This is a genomic window from Kribbella sp. NPDC020701 (genome assembly GCF_055562215.1).
The window spans coordinates 197,253-215,015 of sequence record NZ_JBVHFT010000011.1 but is presented as its reverse complement, the minus strand read 5'-3'; the positions used below and the strand labels follow the sequence as shown (position 1 = coordinate 215,015).

The 17,763-nt window shown below is 67.7% G+C and carries 14 protein-coding genes; 8 read left to right on the top strand and 6 right to left on the bottom strand.

Going from position 1 to position 17,763, the window contains the following annotated elements:
- Positions 1–482 precede the first annotated feature (482 nt).
- The 6 genes from ACZ3HV_RS26520 to ACZ3HV_RS26495 all read left to right on the top strand — a co-directional run bounded on the left by ACZ3HV_RS26520 (position 483) and on the right by ACZ3HV_RS26495 (position 9,478).
- Positions 483–1,754, top strand: coding sequence for an IS110 family RNA-guided transposase (locus ACZ3HV_RS26520; RefSeq protein ID WP_465687721.1), 1,272 nt, complete (start codon positions 483–485; stop codon positions 1,752–1,754).
- 1,354 nt (positions 1,755–3,108) lie between these two features.
- Positions 3,109–5,040: a glycosyltransferase gene (locus ACZ3HV_RS26515; protein ID WP_465687719.1), complete on the top strand. Its 1,932-nt coding sequence runs from the start codon at positions 3,109–3,111 to the stop codon at positions 5,038–5,040.
- A complete protein-coding gene (locus ACZ3HV_RS26510) occupies positions 5,037–6,671 on the top strand; it encodes an ArnT family glycosyltransferase (protein ID WP_465687717.1) in 1,635 nt (544 codons plus the stop codon). Before ACZ3HV_RS26515 ends, ACZ3HV_RS26510 begins: the two co-directional genes overlap by 4 nt.
- Complete coding sequence (locus tag ACZ3HV_RS26505) at positions 6,668–7,621, top strand: glycoside hydrolase family 6 protein (protein ID WP_465687715.1); 954 nt, start codon at positions 6,668–6,670, stop codon at positions 7,619–7,621. Before ACZ3HV_RS26510 ends, ACZ3HV_RS26505 begins: the two co-directional genes overlap by 4 nt.
- A 282-nt stretch (positions 7,622–7,903) precedes the next feature.
- Complete coding sequence (locus ACZ3HV_RS26500; RefSeq protein WP_465687713.1) at positions 7,904–8,269, top strand: PRC-barrel domain-containing protein; 366 nt, start codon at positions 7,904–7,906, stop codon at positions 8,267–8,269.
- Positions 8,270–9,262: 993 nt separating this feature from the next.
- Complete coding sequence (locus ACZ3HV_RS26495; RefSeq protein WP_465687711.1) at positions 9,263–9,478, top strand: hypothetical protein; 216 nt, start codon at positions 9,263–9,265, stop codon at positions 9,476–9,478.
- Between the two features lie 1,052 nt (positions 9,479–10,530).
- On the opposite strand, the gene ACZ3HV_RS26490 is transcribed toward ACZ3HV_RS26495, so the two are convergent.
- Entirely contained in the window at positions 10,531–11,196 is a 666-nt protein-coding gene (locus tag ACZ3HV_RS26490; RefSeq protein ID WP_465687709.1) for a fasciclin domain-containing protein, read from the bottom strand.
- Between the two features lie 56 nt (positions 11,197–11,252).
- Entirely contained in the window at positions 11,253–13,322 is a 2,070-nt protein-coding gene (locus ACZ3HV_RS26485; RefSeq protein ID WP_465687707.1) for an MMPL family transporter, read from the bottom strand.
- 71 nt (positions 13,323–13,393) lie between these two features.
- Between ACZ3HV_RS26485 and ACZ3HV_RS26480 the strand changes: the two genes are divergently transcribed.
- Complete coding sequence (locus ACZ3HV_RS26480) at positions 13,394–13,882, top strand: MarR family winged helix-turn-helix transcriptional regulator (RefSeq protein WP_465687705.1); 489 nt, start codon at positions 13,394–13,396, stop codon at positions 13,880–13,882.
- A gap of 16 nt (positions 13,883–13,898) precedes the next feature.
- Here ACZ3HV_RS26480 and ACZ3HV_RS26475 read toward each other — a convergent pair whose 3' ends face one another.
- The 4 genes from ACZ3HV_RS26475 to ACZ3HV_RS26460 all read right to left on the bottom strand — a co-directional run bounded on the left by ACZ3HV_RS26475 (position 13,899) and on the right by ACZ3HV_RS26460 (position 16,886).
- Positions 13,899–14,639, bottom strand: coding sequence for an anti-sigma factor (locus tag ACZ3HV_RS26475; protein ID WP_465687857.1), 741 nt, complete (start codon positions 14,637–14,639; stop codon positions 13,899–13,901).
- Positions 14,626–15,204: an RNA polymerase sigma factor gene (locus ACZ3HV_RS26470; protein WP_465687703.1), complete on the bottom strand. Its 579-nt coding sequence runs from the start codon at positions 15,202–15,204 to the stop codon at positions 14,626–14,628. The genes ACZ3HV_RS26475 and ACZ3HV_RS26470 overlap by 14 nt, the downstream gene beginning before the upstream one ends.
- A gap of 171 nt (positions 15,205–15,375) precedes the next feature.
- The gene (locus ACZ3HV_RS26465) at positions 15,376–16,050 is read right to left on the bottom strand and encodes a class F sortase (RefSeq protein WP_465687701.1); all 675 of its coding nucleotides are present in this window, start codon (positions 16,048–16,050) and stop codon (positions 15,376–15,378) included.
- Positions 16,047–16,886, bottom strand: coding sequence for a DUF4397 domain-containing protein (locus tag ACZ3HV_RS26460; protein WP_465687700.1), 840 nt, complete (start codon positions 16,884–16,886; stop codon positions 16,047–16,049). The genes ACZ3HV_RS26465 and ACZ3HV_RS26460 overlap by 4 nt, the downstream gene beginning before the upstream one ends.
- A 98-nt stretch (positions 16,887–16,984) precedes the next feature.
- Here ACZ3HV_RS26460 and ACZ3HV_RS26455 point away from each other — a divergent pair, with 98 nt between their 5' ends.
- Complete coding sequence (locus ACZ3HV_RS26455) at positions 16,985–17,707, top strand: ImmA/IrrE family metallo-endopeptidase (protein WP_465687698.1); 723 nt, start codon at positions 16,985–16,987, stop codon at positions 17,705–17,707.
- The last annotated feature ends 56 nt before the right edge of the window (positions 17,708–17,763 follow it).

Below are 17,763 nucleotides of genomic sequence, written 5' to 3'. Positions count from 1 at the left end.
GCCGGGCGGCGGCATACACCGGGCAGGGTCAGCCGCGGCACGAGCGAGACGCCACCGCCGGCTATCAACGCGTTCGCCGCATAGCCGATCCTGCGCTGAAGCCCGACGCAGCCGGCGCTCCAAGTCCGGGACCAACACCCGCCGCCCCAGATCCGACTAGAACTTGACCACACGACCCGGCTCAGCGACTGGCACGCCACACCCTCTCCCGACACCCGCCGTAGCACCAACTGATGCTTAAAAGAGTTCAGTCAACTAGTCCCTGTGTCCCTGCGGGGCGCCCGTCGGGCGTGAAAATGGGGGTGGTTGCTCGCTGACGTCGTGCTCGCTTGGCGCCGGGAGGCCGTCGACTAGTCTGATCGCTGGGAGCGTGTGTTAGGGGCCCGGCATTGATGCCTTGAGCTCGAGAGTTCGCCTCTGGTTTCCCCCGTTTCGCTCCCGCGGGCAGCCACCTGTTCGATCTGTGAAGGGTGGTGATGGTGATGGAGGAGATCACCGAGGAGCCGGAGCGGGTGGTTCAGCGGGTGTGTGCGCTGGATCTGGGCAAGGCGGGACTGGTGGCGTGTGTGCGGGTGCCGCACGAGACCAGGCCGGAGCGCCGGTTGCAGGAGGTCCGGGAGTATTCGACGGTGACGGGTGAGTTGCTGGAGCTGGCGGACTGGCTGCGGGTGCAGCGGGTGGAGCTGGTGGCGATGGAGTCGACCTCGGATTACTGGAAGCCGGTGTATTACCTGCTGGAGGCGGAGGGGTTCACCTGCTGGCTGCTGAACGCCACGCATGTCAAGCATCTGCCGGGGCGACCGAAGACCGATCGGCTGGACGCGGTGTGGCTGGCCAAGGTGCTGGAGCGGGGGATGTGCCGGCCGTCGCTGGTGCACCCCAAGCCGATCCGGCAACTGCGGGACGTGACCCGCTACCGGCGCAGCCTGATCCGGGACCAGACCCGGGAGAAGCAGCGGCTGGAGAAGTTCCTGGAGGACGCCCAGATCAAGCTCACCTCCGTGATCAGCGACCTGCACGGGGTGTCGGGCCGCCAGATGCTGCAGGCGATGATCGACGGCGAACACGACCCCAAGGTGCTGGCGCAGATGTCCCACGGCGTCATGCGCGGCAAGATCCCGATCCTGGAACAGGCCCTGACAGGGTTCTTCGAAGACCACCACGCCGACTTGTGCCGCCGGATGCTGCGGCGCATCGACGACCTGTCGGCCGACATCGCCTCACTCGATCACCGGGTCGAGGAGCTGATCGCCCCTTTCGCCCCGGCAGTGGCCCGCCTCGATGAGATCCCCGGCATCGGAGTCCGGGCCGCCCAGGAGATCATCGCCGAGACCGGGATCGACATGAGCGTCTTCCCCACCGCCGCACATCTCGCGTCCTGGGCCAAGTTCACCCCGATCGACCACAACAGCGCCGGCCGCAAGAAAGGCGGCGGCACCGGCAAGGGCAACCCGTGGCTGGCTGGCACCCTCGGCGAGGTCGTCGCCGCAGCGGCCCGCACCGACACCTTCCTCGGCGAACGCTACCGGCGCCTGGCCCGACGCCGCGGCAAGAAACGCGCCATCGTCGCGGTCGGCAACTCCGTCCTCACCATCGTCTGGCACCTGCTCAACGACCCCGACCAGCACTACCAAGACCTCGGATCCGACTTCTACGAATCCCGCATCAACAAACGACGCCGCGAACGCGACCTCATCCGCCAACTCGAACACCTCACAGTTAGCAAAGTCACCCTCACCCCAACCGCCGCCTGACCCACCCCGCCAGCACAGCCCGAACCCAGATCACCGACCGGGCCCTGACGCCACGCCCTGGCTGAGCACCATTTTCGAGTTAGCCGCGATCCGCGCGCTCAGGCGATGTGCGGATGCTACTAATGACCTACGCGTGAGGTTGATACGAGTCGTGCTCCCCATAGAAGATGACCACCTGCGTCGCTTCCTCCGAAGTCGGCACTGCACCGTCTCGCCACTCGCTCCAGACCCTTATGACCTCCACGGACATGCCACCACCAGCGTGCTGATCACGAGGTCTTGTGTGACTGGCTCGCCGCCGATCACCTCGGCGGCCATGACTGGTGTCCCACCGCTGTCGAACCCGGCGACGAGTACACCCCTCGTTCTGCTCCTGGATCCGGCCGGCAACTACGACAACGACCGGGTGGTCGGCTGCTCCTGCATCGGCTGTGGCTACCACCCGTTCGTCACGCCCGAACTCGAACCCGCCCCCACACCCACGTCTGGCCGTTCGTCAAGACCGACCCCGGCCGGGGATGGCGGGGTCAGTCTGACTGGCTTGCGCCGGGGTGGACACGCAACCAGCTCCATCCAACGCTACCGGACCCCGCAATCACTGCCTGACACCAAACCATCAACCGCAAATCCTCCCGGCCAACTCCCCCGTAGGCCCCAGAACTACTTGGCCGGCCGGAAGGATCTGCGGCCCGACGCTGGTCCATCCACGCCAGCGCGAGCTGGATCCCGCTCGAGAAGGGAGCCAGCTGACCTCTCCCAGGTGCCCCAGGCCAAACGTCTCGAAAGGAGGCCGCGCATGAGGTGGCCGGCGCGGTCGCCTCCGGTCCCTCGTGCGCCCAGACGCGGTAGTGGTCAGGGTTGACGCCGACGGCGGTGCAGACCGCCCCTGATCGTGGGTCGGAGTGGGCCAGCGACGAAGGGAGTTGTAGCGGCGGCTGCGGGAGGTCGAAGCCGACAACAAAGATGCCGAAACGCGCAGAGCCGCAGGGTCCGAGCTGGACGCCAATGACGACCACATCACCACCATGCAGACCGCGATCCAACGTCTGACTGAGGAATTGCATCAGTCACGGCGTGAACTGCGCGCAGCTGAGAGCAGGACGCGGAGGCAGGGCCTGGCGTTGACGAAAGGCTCGCACCCGTTACCAGTCCACGGTGCCGATCGGTCTGCTGACCGGTGCGGCCGAGGTAGCGGTGGAGCAGCGCTGGGCGATCGCCGTGGCCGGCGCGGTCGTGACTGTCTGCGAGCGCGGACTGGTGGCTTCGTGATTGTTCTTCGTTCGTCGAATGCGCTCGGAACTCGGGGGTACCGAAATGGCTCACGGGGCAACAAGGGAATCTTGGAAGGAGCCCCGTGCGATCTGTCGATGTGCTTGTGCGCAAGCGCGAAGTCACACTCTTCCTCCTGATCGGTGGGAGCATCGCTGTGCTCGGCCACGCGTTGCTGATGATGCTGATCGGTCTAGGCATGGTGCCCGGGGTGGCGAACGCGATTCAGATCGTGGTGACGCTGCAGCTCAGCTTCGTGGCCCACGACGCCCTGACTTGGCGGTGGCGTGTGGGCCAGCGGCGGGTTCGGTGGCTGAGCCGGTGGTGGCGGTTTCTGGCCGCCCGCAGCGCCAGCGCGGTCCTGAGCCTGGCTTTGTTTCCGGTGTTGTCGCCTGTGGTCGGAACGGCCGCGGCGTACTGGGGTCTGCTCGCCTGCGGAACGGTCGCCAACTTCTGCACCGACCGGTTCTGGTCGTTCACCCACAGAACTGGAGGCGACCAGGGTGGACGGGTGGACGTTCCTGCCGCCGATCGCGGCGCACGTAGGCGTCCTGTCGTCCGGGTGGCGGCCGGCCTGGCGGTCTTGATCGTCGTGGTCGGGACGGCTGCGGTTTTCGTCGACGCGTTCCTTGTTGTGGTGTCGCTGTTCATGCTGCTCGTTGCTGTGACCACGCTGGCGTTCCAGCTCTACAAGTGGTGGCGGCCGCAGAACAACGATCCTGGACAGTATGGCGAACCGGACGCTCCCGAGCTGCCGGGGGTGATCCTGGTGCCGATGCGCGACGAGGAGGCGGTCGCGGGCCGGACGCTGGAGCGACTGGCCAATCTGGACCATCCCGACTACCGGGTGATGCCGATCATCGACCACCCGGACGACCCTGGCACTGCGGCGATCGCACATGCCAAGGCAGCCGAGTACCCGGGTCGGGTGCTGGTGGCGCGGTATCCGGAGGACACCGATGTCCACAACAAACCGATCGGCTTGAACGCCGCGGTTCGGCTGCTCGAGGAAATGGAGATCGACTACGAGTGGATCGGTATCGCCGACGCCGAAGACCTGTTCCACCCCGGGTTGCTGCGCATGGTCGACTACCGGTTCCGCCGCACCGGCGCTGGCATCGTGCAGTGCGGGGTGCAGCTGATGAACTTCAGCGCCCACCCGAGCCAGGTGCCGATGCCTGCTGGTCGGTTGCCGCGGCTGCGGCGCTGGCTGCGGGCCAACGCGTCGGGCTGGTGGCGGGCTGCGAACGTGCTGGAGTACTACAAGTGGTTCCAGTCCCGGCTGAAGCTGCAGGCCGTCGTCAAGGTGATGCCGTTGGGCGGAAACACCGTGTTCTTCCGGCGTCAGTTCCTCGACGCGCTGCGTGCGCGCCACGGTGCCTCTTGGGACGAGGACTGCCTGACTGAGGACTGCAAGATCGGCATCGCCGCGTCCGTGCTCGGGTTCGCCGTCGACGTGGTCTACGTCGACGACCTGGTCACCCGCGAGGAGACTCCGGACACCCTCGGCGGGCTGCTGCGGCAGCGGGTGCGCTGGATGCAGGGCTTCACCCAGGTCTTCACCGAGCGCGAGTGGCTCGAGCTGCCCCGCCTGTGGCAGCGGGTGCTGGCCGTCTACGTCTTGGGTTTCCAGTACTTCCAGGCCTTCGCGATCGTCTTTGCGCCGTTCGCCCTGGCCCTCGCGCTGGCCCACAAGTCGCCGGTCGCGGTGGCGTTGCTGGCCAGCGTGCCGCTGGGGATCAGCCTGCTCACGACCGCCCTGGACCTGCTGATGCTGCACCAGTTCGGCCGGACCTTCGAGCAGAAGGTGCGGTTACGCGACTACGCCGGCGTGGCTGTCGGCGCCTACCCGTACCAGGTAGTGCTGTCGGTGGCTGGGCTGTGGGCGCTGCTGCGGCACCTGCGGGGACGCACCAATTGGGTGAAGACCGCCCACTCCGGCGCGCACCTGAGCGCGGTGCCCGGCGCCACGCACGGCGGCAAGGCGACGACGGCGATGCCGGAGGAGGCCGCATGACCGGCGCAACCACGCTGGACGTCCCCGGTCTGACCCCCGACGGCAGCGGAGACGCGCGGGCGCCGTCGTTGCGGCGCCGGAGCCGGCGCGACGCTCAGGCGTGGATCGGGCGGCATCTGATCAGTCTGGTGATCGTGCTACCGCTCCTGTCGGTCGTCGGGGCGGTGCACGGCATCGGCATGGCCACGTTCCCGCGGTTCGTCGATGACCCCGGGACCTACCTGTCGCAGGCATGGTCGCTGCAGTACGAGCACCGGCTGTCGCCGTACTCCTATTTCTATGACCACGCTCCGGCGGGGTGGATCCAGATCGCGGCCTGGTCGGCGCTGACCAACGGCTTCAACCGGTACGACTCGGCGATCGGGTTCGGCAACGAGTGCATGCTGATCGCCAAGGTGGTCAGCACCGCGTTGCTGTTCGTACTCGGCCGCCGGCTAGGTTTCGGCCGGGTCGCGGCCACCGGCGCCGCGCTGCTGTTCGGGCTGTGCCCCTTGGCCCTGGTCTACGGCAGGTGGACGTTCCTGGACAACCTGGTCACTCCGTGGCTGTTGCTGGCGTTCGTGCTGGCCTACTCGCCACGGCGCAGCATCGCCGCCGCGGTCGGCGCCACGCTGGCGTTCGGCATGGCCGCGCTGACCAAGGAAACCGCCCTGGTGGTGCTGCCGGCCTTCGCCTGGGCGCTGCTGCAGAACCTGGACCGGCGAAACCGGGCTCACCTGCTGGTCACCTCGACCTTCGCCGGCGTCCTGCTGATGGCGCTGTATCCCTTGATGGCCCTGTTCAAGGGCGAACTGTTACCCGGACCGGGACACAACAGTCTCGTCGGCACGGCGGTGTGGCAGCTGGCCGACCGGGCCGCCAGCGGTTCGGTCCTGAACCCGCACAGCGCCACCGCCGACCAACTGCACGGCTGGCTGCAATACGACCGGTGGCTGCTGCTGCTCGGCCTGGCCGCGATCCCTGTCGCGTTGCTGGTACGCCGGCTGCGGCCCGTGGCGCTGGTCCTGGTCATCCAATGGCTGGTCATGGTCCGCGGTGGATACGTACCGTTCATGCACGTCATCAACCTCCTGCCGTGGAGCGCGCTACTGGTCGCCGGCGCCGTCAGCACCGTCGCCGCAACCCCGGCCCTGGTGCCGACCGGGTGGCTGCGGGCACGGGCATCGAGCGGCGCTGCTCACGGCGTACGAATCGGTGCCGCCGCGCTGCTGGCACTCGGCCTGGTCGGTGTCACGACCGCGTCCTGGGCGCCGCGACTGCACCAGATGATGACCGTCAGCCAGGAACAGCCTCTGCGCTCGGCCACCAGCTGGCTGGCCGACAACGTCGCGCGCAACAAAGTCGTCGTGGTGCACGACAGCATCTGGACCGATCTCGTCCACCGCTACGGCTTCAACCCCCACCCGATCATGATCTACAAGCTCGACAGCGACCCCGCGGTACGCGACAACCTCACGCGCATCGACTACCTGGTCCTGCCCGACTGGTACTACACCATCGGCGACGCGCCGCAGAAGTACCCCACCCTGATGGAGGCTCGCAAGCACGCCGTCGTGGTGGCGTCCTTCGGCAGCGGTCCCGACCGAGTCCGGATCTACCGAGTCAGCGATCACTGGAGGCCGCCGACATGACCGGCCGATACCGCCGACTGGTCACCGGCCCGGTCACCGCGGCGGTCACTGTCGCCATGGTCGCCGCCGGGTGCGGCCACCAGCCCGACACCTCACTACACCCCGACCCGCCGAGCACCCGCTACGCACCGCTCCGCCACCCCTTCAAGAACGCGACGCTGTACGTCGACACCAAGACCGCCGCCGCACGCTGGCAAGCCGCGCACGGCGCGGACTGGCTCGACCCGATCACCAGCCAGCCGCAAGCCCGCTGGCTCAACGGGCCGCAGGACCTGGCCGCAGTGCCACGCCTGGTCACCCGCGCCCGGAATCGCGGCGAACTGCCGGTCTTCGTCGCCTACTACATCCCCAACCGCGGCTGCACCGACTTCAAGCAGGGCGCACCGGACACTACGGCGTACAACGCGTATATCCGCGACCTGGTCGACGCCCTCGGCCCAGTCCACTCCGTGATTGTGCTCGAACCCGACGCGACCGCCGCCGATTGCTACAACCCCGCCCGGGGCAAGCTACTGACACATGCTGTCCAGGCGCTGTCCAAGGCCGGGCACTCGGTCTACCTCGACGCCGGGCACGCCCGCTGGCGCTCCACTGGCGAGATGGCTACCCGGCTCCTGCAATCCGGGATCGCCCACGCCGAGGGCTTCGCAGTCAACGTCGCCAACCGCCAGACCACCAACGAGAGCTACCGATGGGGCCTGGAACTGTCCGACCTGACCGGCGACCGCGACTTCGTCATCGACACCTCCCGCAACGGCACCGGACCGCCACCCGACGACCCAAAGCGTGACGACGAATGGTGTAACCCGGCCCGGCAGGCACTCGGCGCCGCGCCGCAAACCACCCACACCTCGCCGCGTTCCTCTGGATCAAGGCCCCAGGCGAATCCGACGGGGAATGTGGCGGCGAACAGACCTACCTGTTCTCGCCCACACAGGCACGCAACCTGATCGCCGCCACCCGACGGCTGACACCGGCGCAACGCGCCGCCGCCGCCGCGTCCGTAGCAGCTCCCTAGCCGCCACCACCCATCCTTGATCGGTTCGCCGCGGCCGTTGTCCTTCCGCGATTGGTGGACTCGCACCGGCTGAGTGTTGCTTGATCCGTATGGGTGGTGGGTACCGGCGCGCTACCAAATGCTCGAGACACCGGGTGCGGGTCTCGAGCCCGCACGCGTTGTCGCGGGCTCCCTGCTGGGCCACGGCCCACCTGCACCCGAAAGGCAGACCACGATGTCGATGCACGCATTCGACCCCTGGACCTACCGAGCGACAGCCGGCTACACCGAGGGCACCGACCTGACCGGATACAAGATCGCCGCCACCGACGGCGATATCGGCAAGGTCGACGGTGTCACCGACCGGACCGGCATCGCCGGGCTGGTGGTCGACACCGGGCCGTGGATCTTCGGCCGCAAGGTGCTGCTCCCGGCCGGCGTGGTCGAGCGGGTCGACCACGCCGACGAGAAAGTCTACGTCGACCGCACCAAGGACCAGATCAAGGCCTCCCCCGAGTACGACCCCGACACCGGCGCCGATGACGACTACCGCACCCGACTCGGCGGCTACTACGACGACACCTACCGCACCGGCCTCTAGCGGGCTCCGCGTAACCCGGCCGTTCGGCGGCCAATGCCGCGGCCCGCCCAACAAGGGTCCCCCCGGCCACGGCCGCCGAACGCGCGACCGCCGATCACACCGCAGGGCGCTCGACCGACGCGACGACCCGACCCGCACCGAAGCACTCACACCGGAGGCACGCATTGACCGACCAGACGTCGATCCGCGCCAACACCGACTCGTGAGCGGCGACGAGATCACCCAACTGCGCGAACTCGCCGGATGCTCCACAACCGCACACATCATCGCGCTCAACCTAGGTCGCAGCGGAGACGCCGTGCGATCCAAAGCGCACGAGCTCGGGCTATCGCTATACCCCTGACCGAAACCGCGCCACGGCGCTCGCGCTTGAGGATTCCGCGTTTGGGCTCGGGCACCGAGCAGAGGTCGGCTGGCTCCTTTCTCGAGCAGGAACCAGCGTCGGGCCGCAGATCCTTCCGGCCAGCCAAGTAGTTCTGGGGCCCACGGGGGAGCTGGCCGGGAGGATTTTGCGGTTGACGGTTAATCAGTCTTTATGGGGCGCAGCGTTGGATGCAGCTGGTTGCGTGTCCACCCCGGCGCAAGCCAGTCAGGCTAACCCCGCGCCATCCCCCCGGCCGGGGTCATTCATGACCAACGATCAGACGTTGGTGTGGGTCGGGTTCGAGTTCGGGCGTGACGAACAGGTGGTAGCCACCGCCGAAGGAACGACGACGACAGACGCGGCGCTTCACCGTGCGCACGGACGCGGACAACTTCTAACCGATAGGAGTGTTGGCGAGGCTCTACCGAAGCCTCGCACTGGTGTCCTCGCCGCCTCCGTAACCGTGCCGCGGCTCCGGGCAGTATCCCCCACCCTTCCCCTAACGGACAGCTGCCCGAGCCGCCGCTAACACCGGATTTCGTTCCGTTGCTCCTCATGGGCCGGGCACTGGTAGGACACAAGGGTCGATCAGTGGCGCTTGATCGCGCCGAGCCGGAAGGGGACGGCGGATGAAGGTCAAACGGAATGTCTTCGCACTGGTCGGGTGGGTGGCCTGGAACCTGGCCGGGGCGCTCGGCGTCAAGTACGCCATCAACAAGCTCACCGGCCGCCATCATCACGCGCCCCTGGCAGGCGACCGGCCGGCGCCGAGGCTCGGCCGCCTGGCGAAGTTCGCGGCGCGTGGCCGGCGCAGAGGACGCCGAGGCCGCGACACCGCGGGTTGAGGAAACAGGCGACGTTCAGACTGGGGTGTGCTGGGAACCTGGCACTACAAGGCGTCTGGTCGCTCGAGTGCCCAGAACTGCCCAGATCCCGGCGTTGAGACAGCTAGCGCCGGGATCGCCTTTTCATCTCACGGCGCTGCAGACCTTCGTCCTGCCTGCATGCCGTCGGCAACGTTCAGCTGCCCGGCCGGAGATGCTGGTAGCCCGACGTGTCGGGCGGAGGGCATGGGTCGCCTCCGCTGGCGGGTACCAGGAGGGATCCTTCGTGGAGGGCTGTAGGTGGCGGTGTCGTGATCCTCGCGACCGGGATCCGCCGCCCTCGCCGCCGTACGCGACTACGCCGCATCTCCACCAACTCAGCAAAGACGGACAACTCGTCCGGCTCCTGATGCGGCGAGCCGACGAACAGGCCCAATGATCCGATGCAGAGTTCCGGTCCGTGCAGAGCAGGTCGGCTCGGCCGAGCTCAGGACGCTGGTGCACGCGACTTCGGTACACCGCGATGACTCGCACTCGCCTGCAAACCGGCCACTTCAGAGCGTGGAATCTGTGCAGACGACTTCGGACATCGACAACCGGGTTGCCTGTGGGGGTGTGCGAGAAAGGATCGATTCTCAACAGGTCGACACCTATTCCAGGATCTGCTCGCGGCCACTGGCGCGCCGCCAGACTCGCTTGCGCCACGGCGCCAGCGGGCCGGCCGAAACGCGGTCGCGGGGCGACCGGTCAGCTGTCCGCGAGATCGGGCCGTGCGGAAACTCCCGCTCCACGCTAACGCTTGCTGCTGCAGTCGAACCCGGGCGCATCGATCATCATGTGCACGGCCGGACTAGCTGGCAGTGCGGTCACGTCCCTGAACTCTCTGCTCAAGGTGATCGACGCACGTGATCAGGCCGCTCGATGAGGCGGCAATACCAGTCCGGTCAGGTAGGTCACCACCGGCGAGCCACATATGGTCGGTGCGGCTGGCGTTGGTGCCCGCAACGCAGTTGCCCGGACTAGGGGGACTCGGTCCAGGCAACTGCGTCCCCGTTTGCGGGGCCGGGGCGGGGTCAGATGTCCAGCGGCCGCAGAACGAGCCAGATGCCGTGGGCGATCTGCTTGTTGCCCTTGTTGATGTCGAGTGCCCGCCGGTTGAGCAGAGGGTTCGCATCGTTGCGGTCGGCATCGATCAGGCGGATCAAGCGGCACCGCTTGCTCAGGACGTCCACCGTGATCGTTCCGCCCGGCAGGGCAGTGGTGAGCTTCGCGCCATCGGACCTCAGTGCGGTCCGGCTGTCGATCGTGACGCCCGGGATGACGTGGTAGAGCAGGACTGCCTCGATCGTGTCCACGCCGAGGAGACTGGCGAGGCCGCTGAAGAGCGCGCTCTCCGAGCGGAACCACTTGCCGGTCAGATCCTTGGCCAGGATCCGGAACGCGCGATCGCTCGGAAGAAAGGCCGTCAACGGGACGTTGCCGTCAGCAAGGACCTTCACCGGGCTGTTCGGTTTGGCCGCGAGAACCGCTCCGACGGCCTGCGTCAGTACGTCGTAGTCGTTCCAGTTGCGATCGAATGTGTCGCCGTCGGCGGCGAGGACGCTGGCCAGGCTGCGGCTTCCCAAGTGCGAGTGGGCGCTCGCCTGGGTTGTCGTCGCGACCGCGCTGGTGACCAGCATTCCCAGAGCGACCGCTGCCGCGGTCAGCCGATGGGTCAATCGTCCTGAGATCGTGCGCATCGGAACCATCCTCTCGAGCGGGGATCGGTCGCACCGTTCGCGGCCGCTGTCACTCTCTACTTCCGGTGTGCGGCCGCTACCGGATGCACGGCAATGCGCTCGGACTCGGCTGACGTGCGTCGTGGTGCTGCCGGCCACCAGAACCGTTCGCCGAGCAGGAACGCCAGGGCGGGCACGATGACGGTACGGACCAGTAAGGTGTCGAGGAGCACTCCGACACACACGATGATCCCGACCTGGGTGAGGGTGATCAGCGGAAGCACACCCAGGACCGCGAAGACAGCCGCGAGGAGCAGGCCGGCGCTGGTGATCACGCCGCCGGTGACCCGCAAGGCCGTGGCCATGCCCTTCCTTGTTCCCGCAGTGCGCGCCTCCTCCAGGGCACGGGTGCTGAGGAAGATGTTGTAGTCGACTCCGAGCGCCACCAGGAACAGGAATGCCAGCAGGATCACCGAGCCGTCGAGTGCCGGGAATCCGAGCACGTGGTCGAACACGAGCCAGCTCCCCCCGAAACTGGCGAAGAAGGACGCGATCACGGTCAGCAGCAGCAGCGCGGGCGCCAGCAGGGAGCGGAGGACGGCGACGAGTACGGCGCCGACGAGGAGAAGGATGAGCGGGATGATCAGCAGGCGGTCACGCTGGTCTGCTTCCTGGACGTCGAGGCTTTCGGCGGGGCCGCCCCCGACGAGCACCTGCTCGCCGACCTGATCGAGGCTCTGCCGCAGCTCCCGGACAACGGTGAACGAGGCCTCGCTACCAGGCTCTGCGGACAGGATGACGTCGTACTCGGCCAGCTGGCCATCGCCCTGGCCGGGCCTGATCTCGGCGACTCCGTCAACGCCCTTGATGATCTTGGCGATCGCGGCCGAGTCCTGTGCAGGGCCGATCACTAGCACGGGTTCCGTGGCGCCGGCCGGAAAGGCTTCGGCGAGGATCTTCGCGCCGCGGACGGCTTCGGGTTCCACCCGGAACTGCTCATTCTGAGCCAGCCCTGTTCGGACTCCGAAGGTTCCAACTGCCAGGCCGGCCAGCAGCAGGGTGGCGATCGTCAGCACGATCGCCGGCCGTCGAGCGACCAGGGCGCCGAGGCGGCCCCAGATCTTGCCCTCGGTAGGGGCGTCGCCTACTCGTGGTACGAACGGCCAGAAGATGCGGCGCCCGAACAGGACCACGGCTGCGGGAAGGATGAGGAGTCCCGACACGACGGCGAGCACGATCCCGATGATGCAGCCGATGCCGATGCCGCGCAGCGTCTCGGTGCTGGCCAGCAGCAAGAGGGCCAGCGCGCCGACGACCGTTCCGCCGCTGGCCAGGATCGGCTCGGCCACGCGTCGTACGGCGATCCGCATCGCCACCAGGGGCTCGGTCTCGGAGCGCAGTGTCTCGCGATAGCGCGCGATGAGAAGGAGCGCGTAGTCGGTGGCCGCGCCGAACACCAGCACGCTGACGATGCCCGACACGGCGCCGCCTCCCGGGATACCGAGGCGCGACAAGACCTGCTCGGACACGCTCGTGGTCACCTGTTCGGTCAGTCCCACAACGACCAGCGGGATCAACACCAAGCCTGGGCTGCGGTAGGTGAGCAGCAGCAGTACGGCGACCACGCACGCCGTGACCACGATCAGCCGGGTGTCCGCCCCGTCGAATACGCGGGTCAGGTCGGTGGTGAACGCGGCCGGGCCGGTCACGGATGCCTGGAGTCCAGCGGGTAGGTCTTTGAGGTCCTCGCGCAGCGTGTCAACCGTACGCGCGGTTTGTTCATCGTCGCCGGCGGGCAGTGTCAAGATCGCCAGCCCCACCGTGCCGTTCTCGGAGAACTGCACCGGAGCGTTGACGCCGACCGCCGCGGCTGCGTCCCGGGCGGCGGCCTGATCCGCGGGGCTCAAGGCCGTCTCGCCGGATCGGCTGAAGACGATCAGCGCGGACGGCTGGTCCGCGCCGGGGAACTGCTTGCGGAGCTCTTCGACCTGCGCCGACTCCGCGGACGTCGACAGGCCGGTGGACGACCGAGGCTCAGCCTGCTTCGCGGCCGGAGCCAGCAGTGCAGCCGCCGCGAGGGCCAACCCGATGAGGATGAAGATGAAGGCGACGAGCCGGGTCCGAAGGAACCAGCCTGAACCTGGCACAGTGACTCCTCAGCAGTAGCCGTAAGTTTCGATGAACAAGTATCTTGATAATCAAGACATTAGGAGGTGGAGTGAGCGAGCGCAAGCCTGAGCGGCCGGCACGAGACCGGGGCGAACTCGTCCGTCTGATCCAGCTCCTGGTCGCGGAGGGCCAACGGATCGGGCATGTCTTTGCTCAACGGCAGGGAGTGAACGGCACCGATGTCGAGGCACTGATCAGAATCCTGGTGGCCGGTGACGATCAGCCGATGACGGCCGGCCGGCTCGCCGCCGAGCTCGGACTCACCACCGGAGCCGTGACCACCCTGATCGACAGGCTCGAGCGTGACGGCCACGTGCGCCGGGAGCGAGACACCGCGGATCGGCGGCGGGTTATCGTCCACTACGACCAGTCCGGCCTCGAACTCGCCGGCCGCTTCTTCAGGCCGCTGGGTCTGCACCACGACGCGGCGACCTCGAGCTTCACGCCGGAGGAACTCGAAATCGTGAAGCGCTACCTGGCGGCCACGATCGAATCGTTCCGCTCCTACCGGGAGCAGTTGGCCTCGGAGGACAGCTGACCCGCGGTACCGACGCTCAGCTCGGCAGAGTTCCGCGGATGATGCTGTCGTGGGAGTGTTCGGGGTTGCCGTCGTCGGGTTCGAGGGAGATGTCGATGATCCGGTAGCCCTGCGCGGTGACATCGGCGGGGATCTGGAACGTTCCGCCTGCCTTCGGGTCGAGGACGCCGAGGGAGACCATGCGCTTGCCGTCCACGTTGATCAGCCAAACTTCGTAGAATCCCTGGTTGGCGGTCAGGCCGTCGGCGGTGACCTTCAGCTGGCTGCCGGCGGCGGCGCGGATCAGGTCGGCGGTGCCATCGCCGGACTTGCCGGCGAGCGGCTCGAGCTGGACGACCGCGGCCGGTGGCGGGGGAGTGTCGTCGTTCGAGGTGACCAGCAGGGTGCCGATCACGCCGGCGCCGATGCCGAGGACTGCCGCGATGCTTGCGGCCAGGGCGAGGCCAGGGAAGCGCCCCTTCGGCTGCACTGGTGTGACGGTCTCGCGCGGCGGCTGCGAATCGTGGTCCGCTGGCACCGGAGGTTGCTCGGTGCTCGTCTGGCGGGTTCCGAGACCGAGCTCGTCGCTGACGCGCTGCCACACGTCAGGTGGTGGGAGCTCCAGGCGAGGCAACTGTCCTCTCGCCCCGGCGATCGCCCGCAGTTCGGCCAGGCTGTCGCGGCACTGCTGGCAGCGCTGGAGGTGATCGGACGCGGCCGCGTCGGGGGCGGCGTCGTCGAGCGCCCACTGGGCCAGCAGTTCGTCATCGAGATGCATCGTCACCGTTCACCTCCCTGAGTCGATCCCGCAGTTGCAGGAGACCGCGCCGTACGTGGCTCTTCACCGTGCCCAGCGGCAGGGTCAGCTGTTCCGCGATCTGCGGATACGTCCGGTCTTCGTAGAAGGCGAGCCGGAGAATGGTTCGCCGAGGGTCGTCGAGTTTGGCGAGTTCATCAGCGAGCAGGACCCGGTCGACGACGTCGTCGTCGACCTGTTCGGGCGCCGTGGCGGGCTGTACGAGCCCGGCGGCCGCTTCGGCGTTGCGGTGATCGCGGCTACGGGCCGCGAGTCGATCGACGATCCGGTGCCGGGTGATCCCGGTCAGCCAAGCGCCGAGCTCACCGGTGGCGGGGTCGAAGGTTGCTCGCCCCCGCCAGGCGGAGACGAACACTTGCTGAGTCACGTCCTCGGCGTCAGCCCGATCTCCCAGCGACCTCAAGGCAAGGGTGAAGACGAGGCCGGACCAGTGCCGGAAGGCATCCGCGAGGCTCTCCTCGCGGCCTTCCGCGAAGCCTTTCGCGATATCGGCCGGCGACGGTAAGCCGGCCTCGACACTGGGCACGGCCCGCACTCTAGCGAATTCATCGCCACGGCCGTCCATAGTGCGAGCGGGCTGTGGAGGCTCAGGTCTTCTGCGCAACGACATCACGCTACCGTTCGTCACCGCCTTCCATCGAAGAGTCGGAGGTCCCATGGTGGTTGCACTCACCCCCGGTCGAGCGCCATCCGGTCATCACGCCGGTAGCGCAGTGACGACGAGGTTGTCACGGTAGCCGCCGCCGTTGTGGTCATACGGCCCGCCACAGGTGACGATCCGCAGTTGCCGGGCGCCGTCGCGGTCGAACACCTCTCCGAGGACAAGGCCCGACTTGGGGATGTCTTCGACTGTTCGCACCCGGTACTTCGCGACCGAGCCGTCGGTAGAGCGCAGGGTCACCTGATCGCCGGCACGCACTTTTCGCAACCGCACCAGCGGCCCGGCGCCGAACTCCTTGCTGTCTACGTGACCACCGAGTACGACGGAGCCCTGGTCGTCGTTGGGACCGGGCCCGAACTGGTACCAGCCGATCGTTGCCGGGTTGGGCGGCAACGCCATCTGGCCGTCGGTGGCGACACCCACGGCGAGCACGGGGATGTCGAGGTCCGCGGCGTCGATCTGCAGTCTGTTCGGCTGTGGACCGTGCGTCGCGGTGGGTAGATCAGCCGCCCGGGTGTGGATCTCCGTGGCGGGTTGGGAGGCGTTGGGAGCGGACGGATGGCTGGACGGGGCCGTAGTGGGGGTCGCGACCGTTCGTCCCGCGGCCTCGGTCCGCTCGTCTGAGGTGGTGTCCTGCCGGCAGCCGTAGAGCAGGACCTGGACGGTGAGTGCGGCCATCACGGGGATGGCCGCACCGCGGATCCGGATCACGACCGGGCACGCCGCCGGACGGCTGCCGTTCCGAAGCCCACCATGCCGAGCGCCGTCACCCCGAGGACGCCGATCAGCCACAGCGGGGTGTCCGCTCCGCTTTGCTCGGCAGCCTGACCGCCGGTTCCGCCCGGGATGCCGGACGGGTTGCCGTGGAGGCCGGATATCGTCTGCACGGCCAGCTTGAGGGTCTTGCCGGACGCGCTGCCCCACGCGTACACGATCGTATTCGTGCCCTCCTTCAGGTTCACGTCCGCCGGGCCGATCGCGACCGTCGACGTTCCTGCGAGGACAACGTCGGCCGACACAGTGCCGGCCGGCAGATCGGCCTTCGCCTCGTTGGGGTTGATCAGGGATTTGAAGACGGGCTTGCCGCCGGCGCGGACGTCGACCGCGGGAGCCGCGGCGTCATGCCGAACCGTGAGCCGGGCCTGGCCGGCGCTGAGCTTCGAGACGTCGTTGACATACGGCGTCAGCACCGGCTTGCCCGCGGCACTCAGGTGCGCGACGACCGTGATGTTGGCGCCACCCGGGACCTTGACGTCGTTCGCTTGAATGACCGCAGCGCCGTTCGCTCCGGCGCCGGCCGCGGTCACCTTCAGGTCGTACGCACCCTCAGGCAGCTTGACCGGGTCGGTGAGCGTCCCCGGCTTGAAGTTGGTCAGCAGCGCCTTGCCGTTGGCGTAGACATCGACGGTCGGACCGGGCACCGCATGCAACACCGACACGGTCGCAGTGGCAGTCGGCTTGGCCTGCGCAGAGGCTGCGACAGCCGCGGGCAGGCCGGCAGCCAACAGGCCGACCGCGGCCAGGACTGTGATTCGACGGACAGACATGGAAACCCTCCTAGGGGATCGGGCCTTCTTGACCTGTCTTCCGTCCGAACTGCCGCTTCGGATGCGACCATCGGCGCAAACTTGTGGAAAGGTGATGCGTGGGGCGAGTCTCGAAGGCGGAGGGCCACTGTGTCCCCGACGCGACGTCCGCCGGGGACACAGTCAACCCTGGCCATCTGCCGAACGGCCTAGAGGCTATCGGGTACCGGCGATCACGTACCGGAACGGGCGGATTCGCTGGATCCGCGACCAAGAACGTCGACGCGTTCTCAACCTCTCATCTCCCCCGCCCGGTTGTCGTGCTTACACCGGACCGGGCCAACGACGTAAACCGGCACCGCTTCACCGCCGCACACGAGCTGGGCCACTTGCTGTTGCACCCTGACGCCGCGCCCGGCGACCCGCTGCAGGAGCAGGAGGCCGATGCCTTCGCCGCCGAACTGTTGACCCCCGCCGCGGTCATCACTCCCCTACTGCCGACGCGGATGGACCTTCACGTGCTGGCTCGGCTCAGCAAGGAGTGGGGCGTTGCTGTCGAGTCCCTGATCTACCGATGCAGAGAAGTCGGCGCCATCTCCGAGCCGGCCTACAGACGCGCGTTCCAGCGCCTAAACCAGCTTCGGCAACTCAACCTCTTCGGCGCGGAGCCAATCTCCGGGTATCCAGGCGAGATCCCCACGCTGCTGCGGCGAGCTTTCGAACTCGCCGAATCCAACGGATTGAGCCTGCGAGACCTGGCCGACGAACTGAAGATCAAACTGCCGCGCCTGCGGCTGCTGCTCGGACAGGAAGACCCGCGTCCGCACCTCCAGCTCGTCTAACCGGACCACGCCGAGGCTATGGGCGGCAAGTCGAGCGGCGGAGTAACCCTACCCTG

Coding starts and splice junctions, on each gene's coding strand:
- ACZ3HV_RS26495 (WP_465687711.1), top strand. CDS start 9,263: ATGAAGGTCAAACGGAATGTCTTCGCACTGGTCGGGTGGGTGGCCTGG.
- ACZ3HV_RS26460 (WP_465687700.1), bottom strand. CDS start 16,886: ATGTCTGTCCGTCGAATCACAGTCCTGGCCGCGGTCGGCCTGTTGGCT.
- ACZ3HV_RS26520 (WP_465687721.1), top strand. CDS start 483: ATGGAGGAGATCACCGAGGAGCCGGAGCGGGTGGTTCAGCGGGTGTGT.
- ACZ3HV_RS26500 (WP_465687713.1), top strand. CDS start 7,904: ATGTCGATGCACGCATTCGACCCCTGGACCTACCGAGCGACAGCCGGC.
- ACZ3HV_RS26490 (WP_465687709.1), bottom strand. CDS start 11,196: ATGCGCACGATCTCAGGACGATTGACCCATCGGCTGACCGCGGCAGCG.
- ACZ3HV_RS26475 (WP_465687857.1), bottom strand. CDS start 14,639: ATGCATCTCGATGACGAACTGCTGGCCCAGTGGGCGCTCGACGACGCC.
- ACZ3HV_RS26505 (WP_465687715.1), top strand. CDS start 6,668: ATGACCGGCCGATACCGCCGACTGGTCACCGGCCCGGTCACCGCGGCG.
- ACZ3HV_RS26510 (WP_465687717.1), top strand. CDS start 5,037: ATGACCGGCGCAACCACGCTGGACGTCCCCGGTCTGACCCCCGACGGC.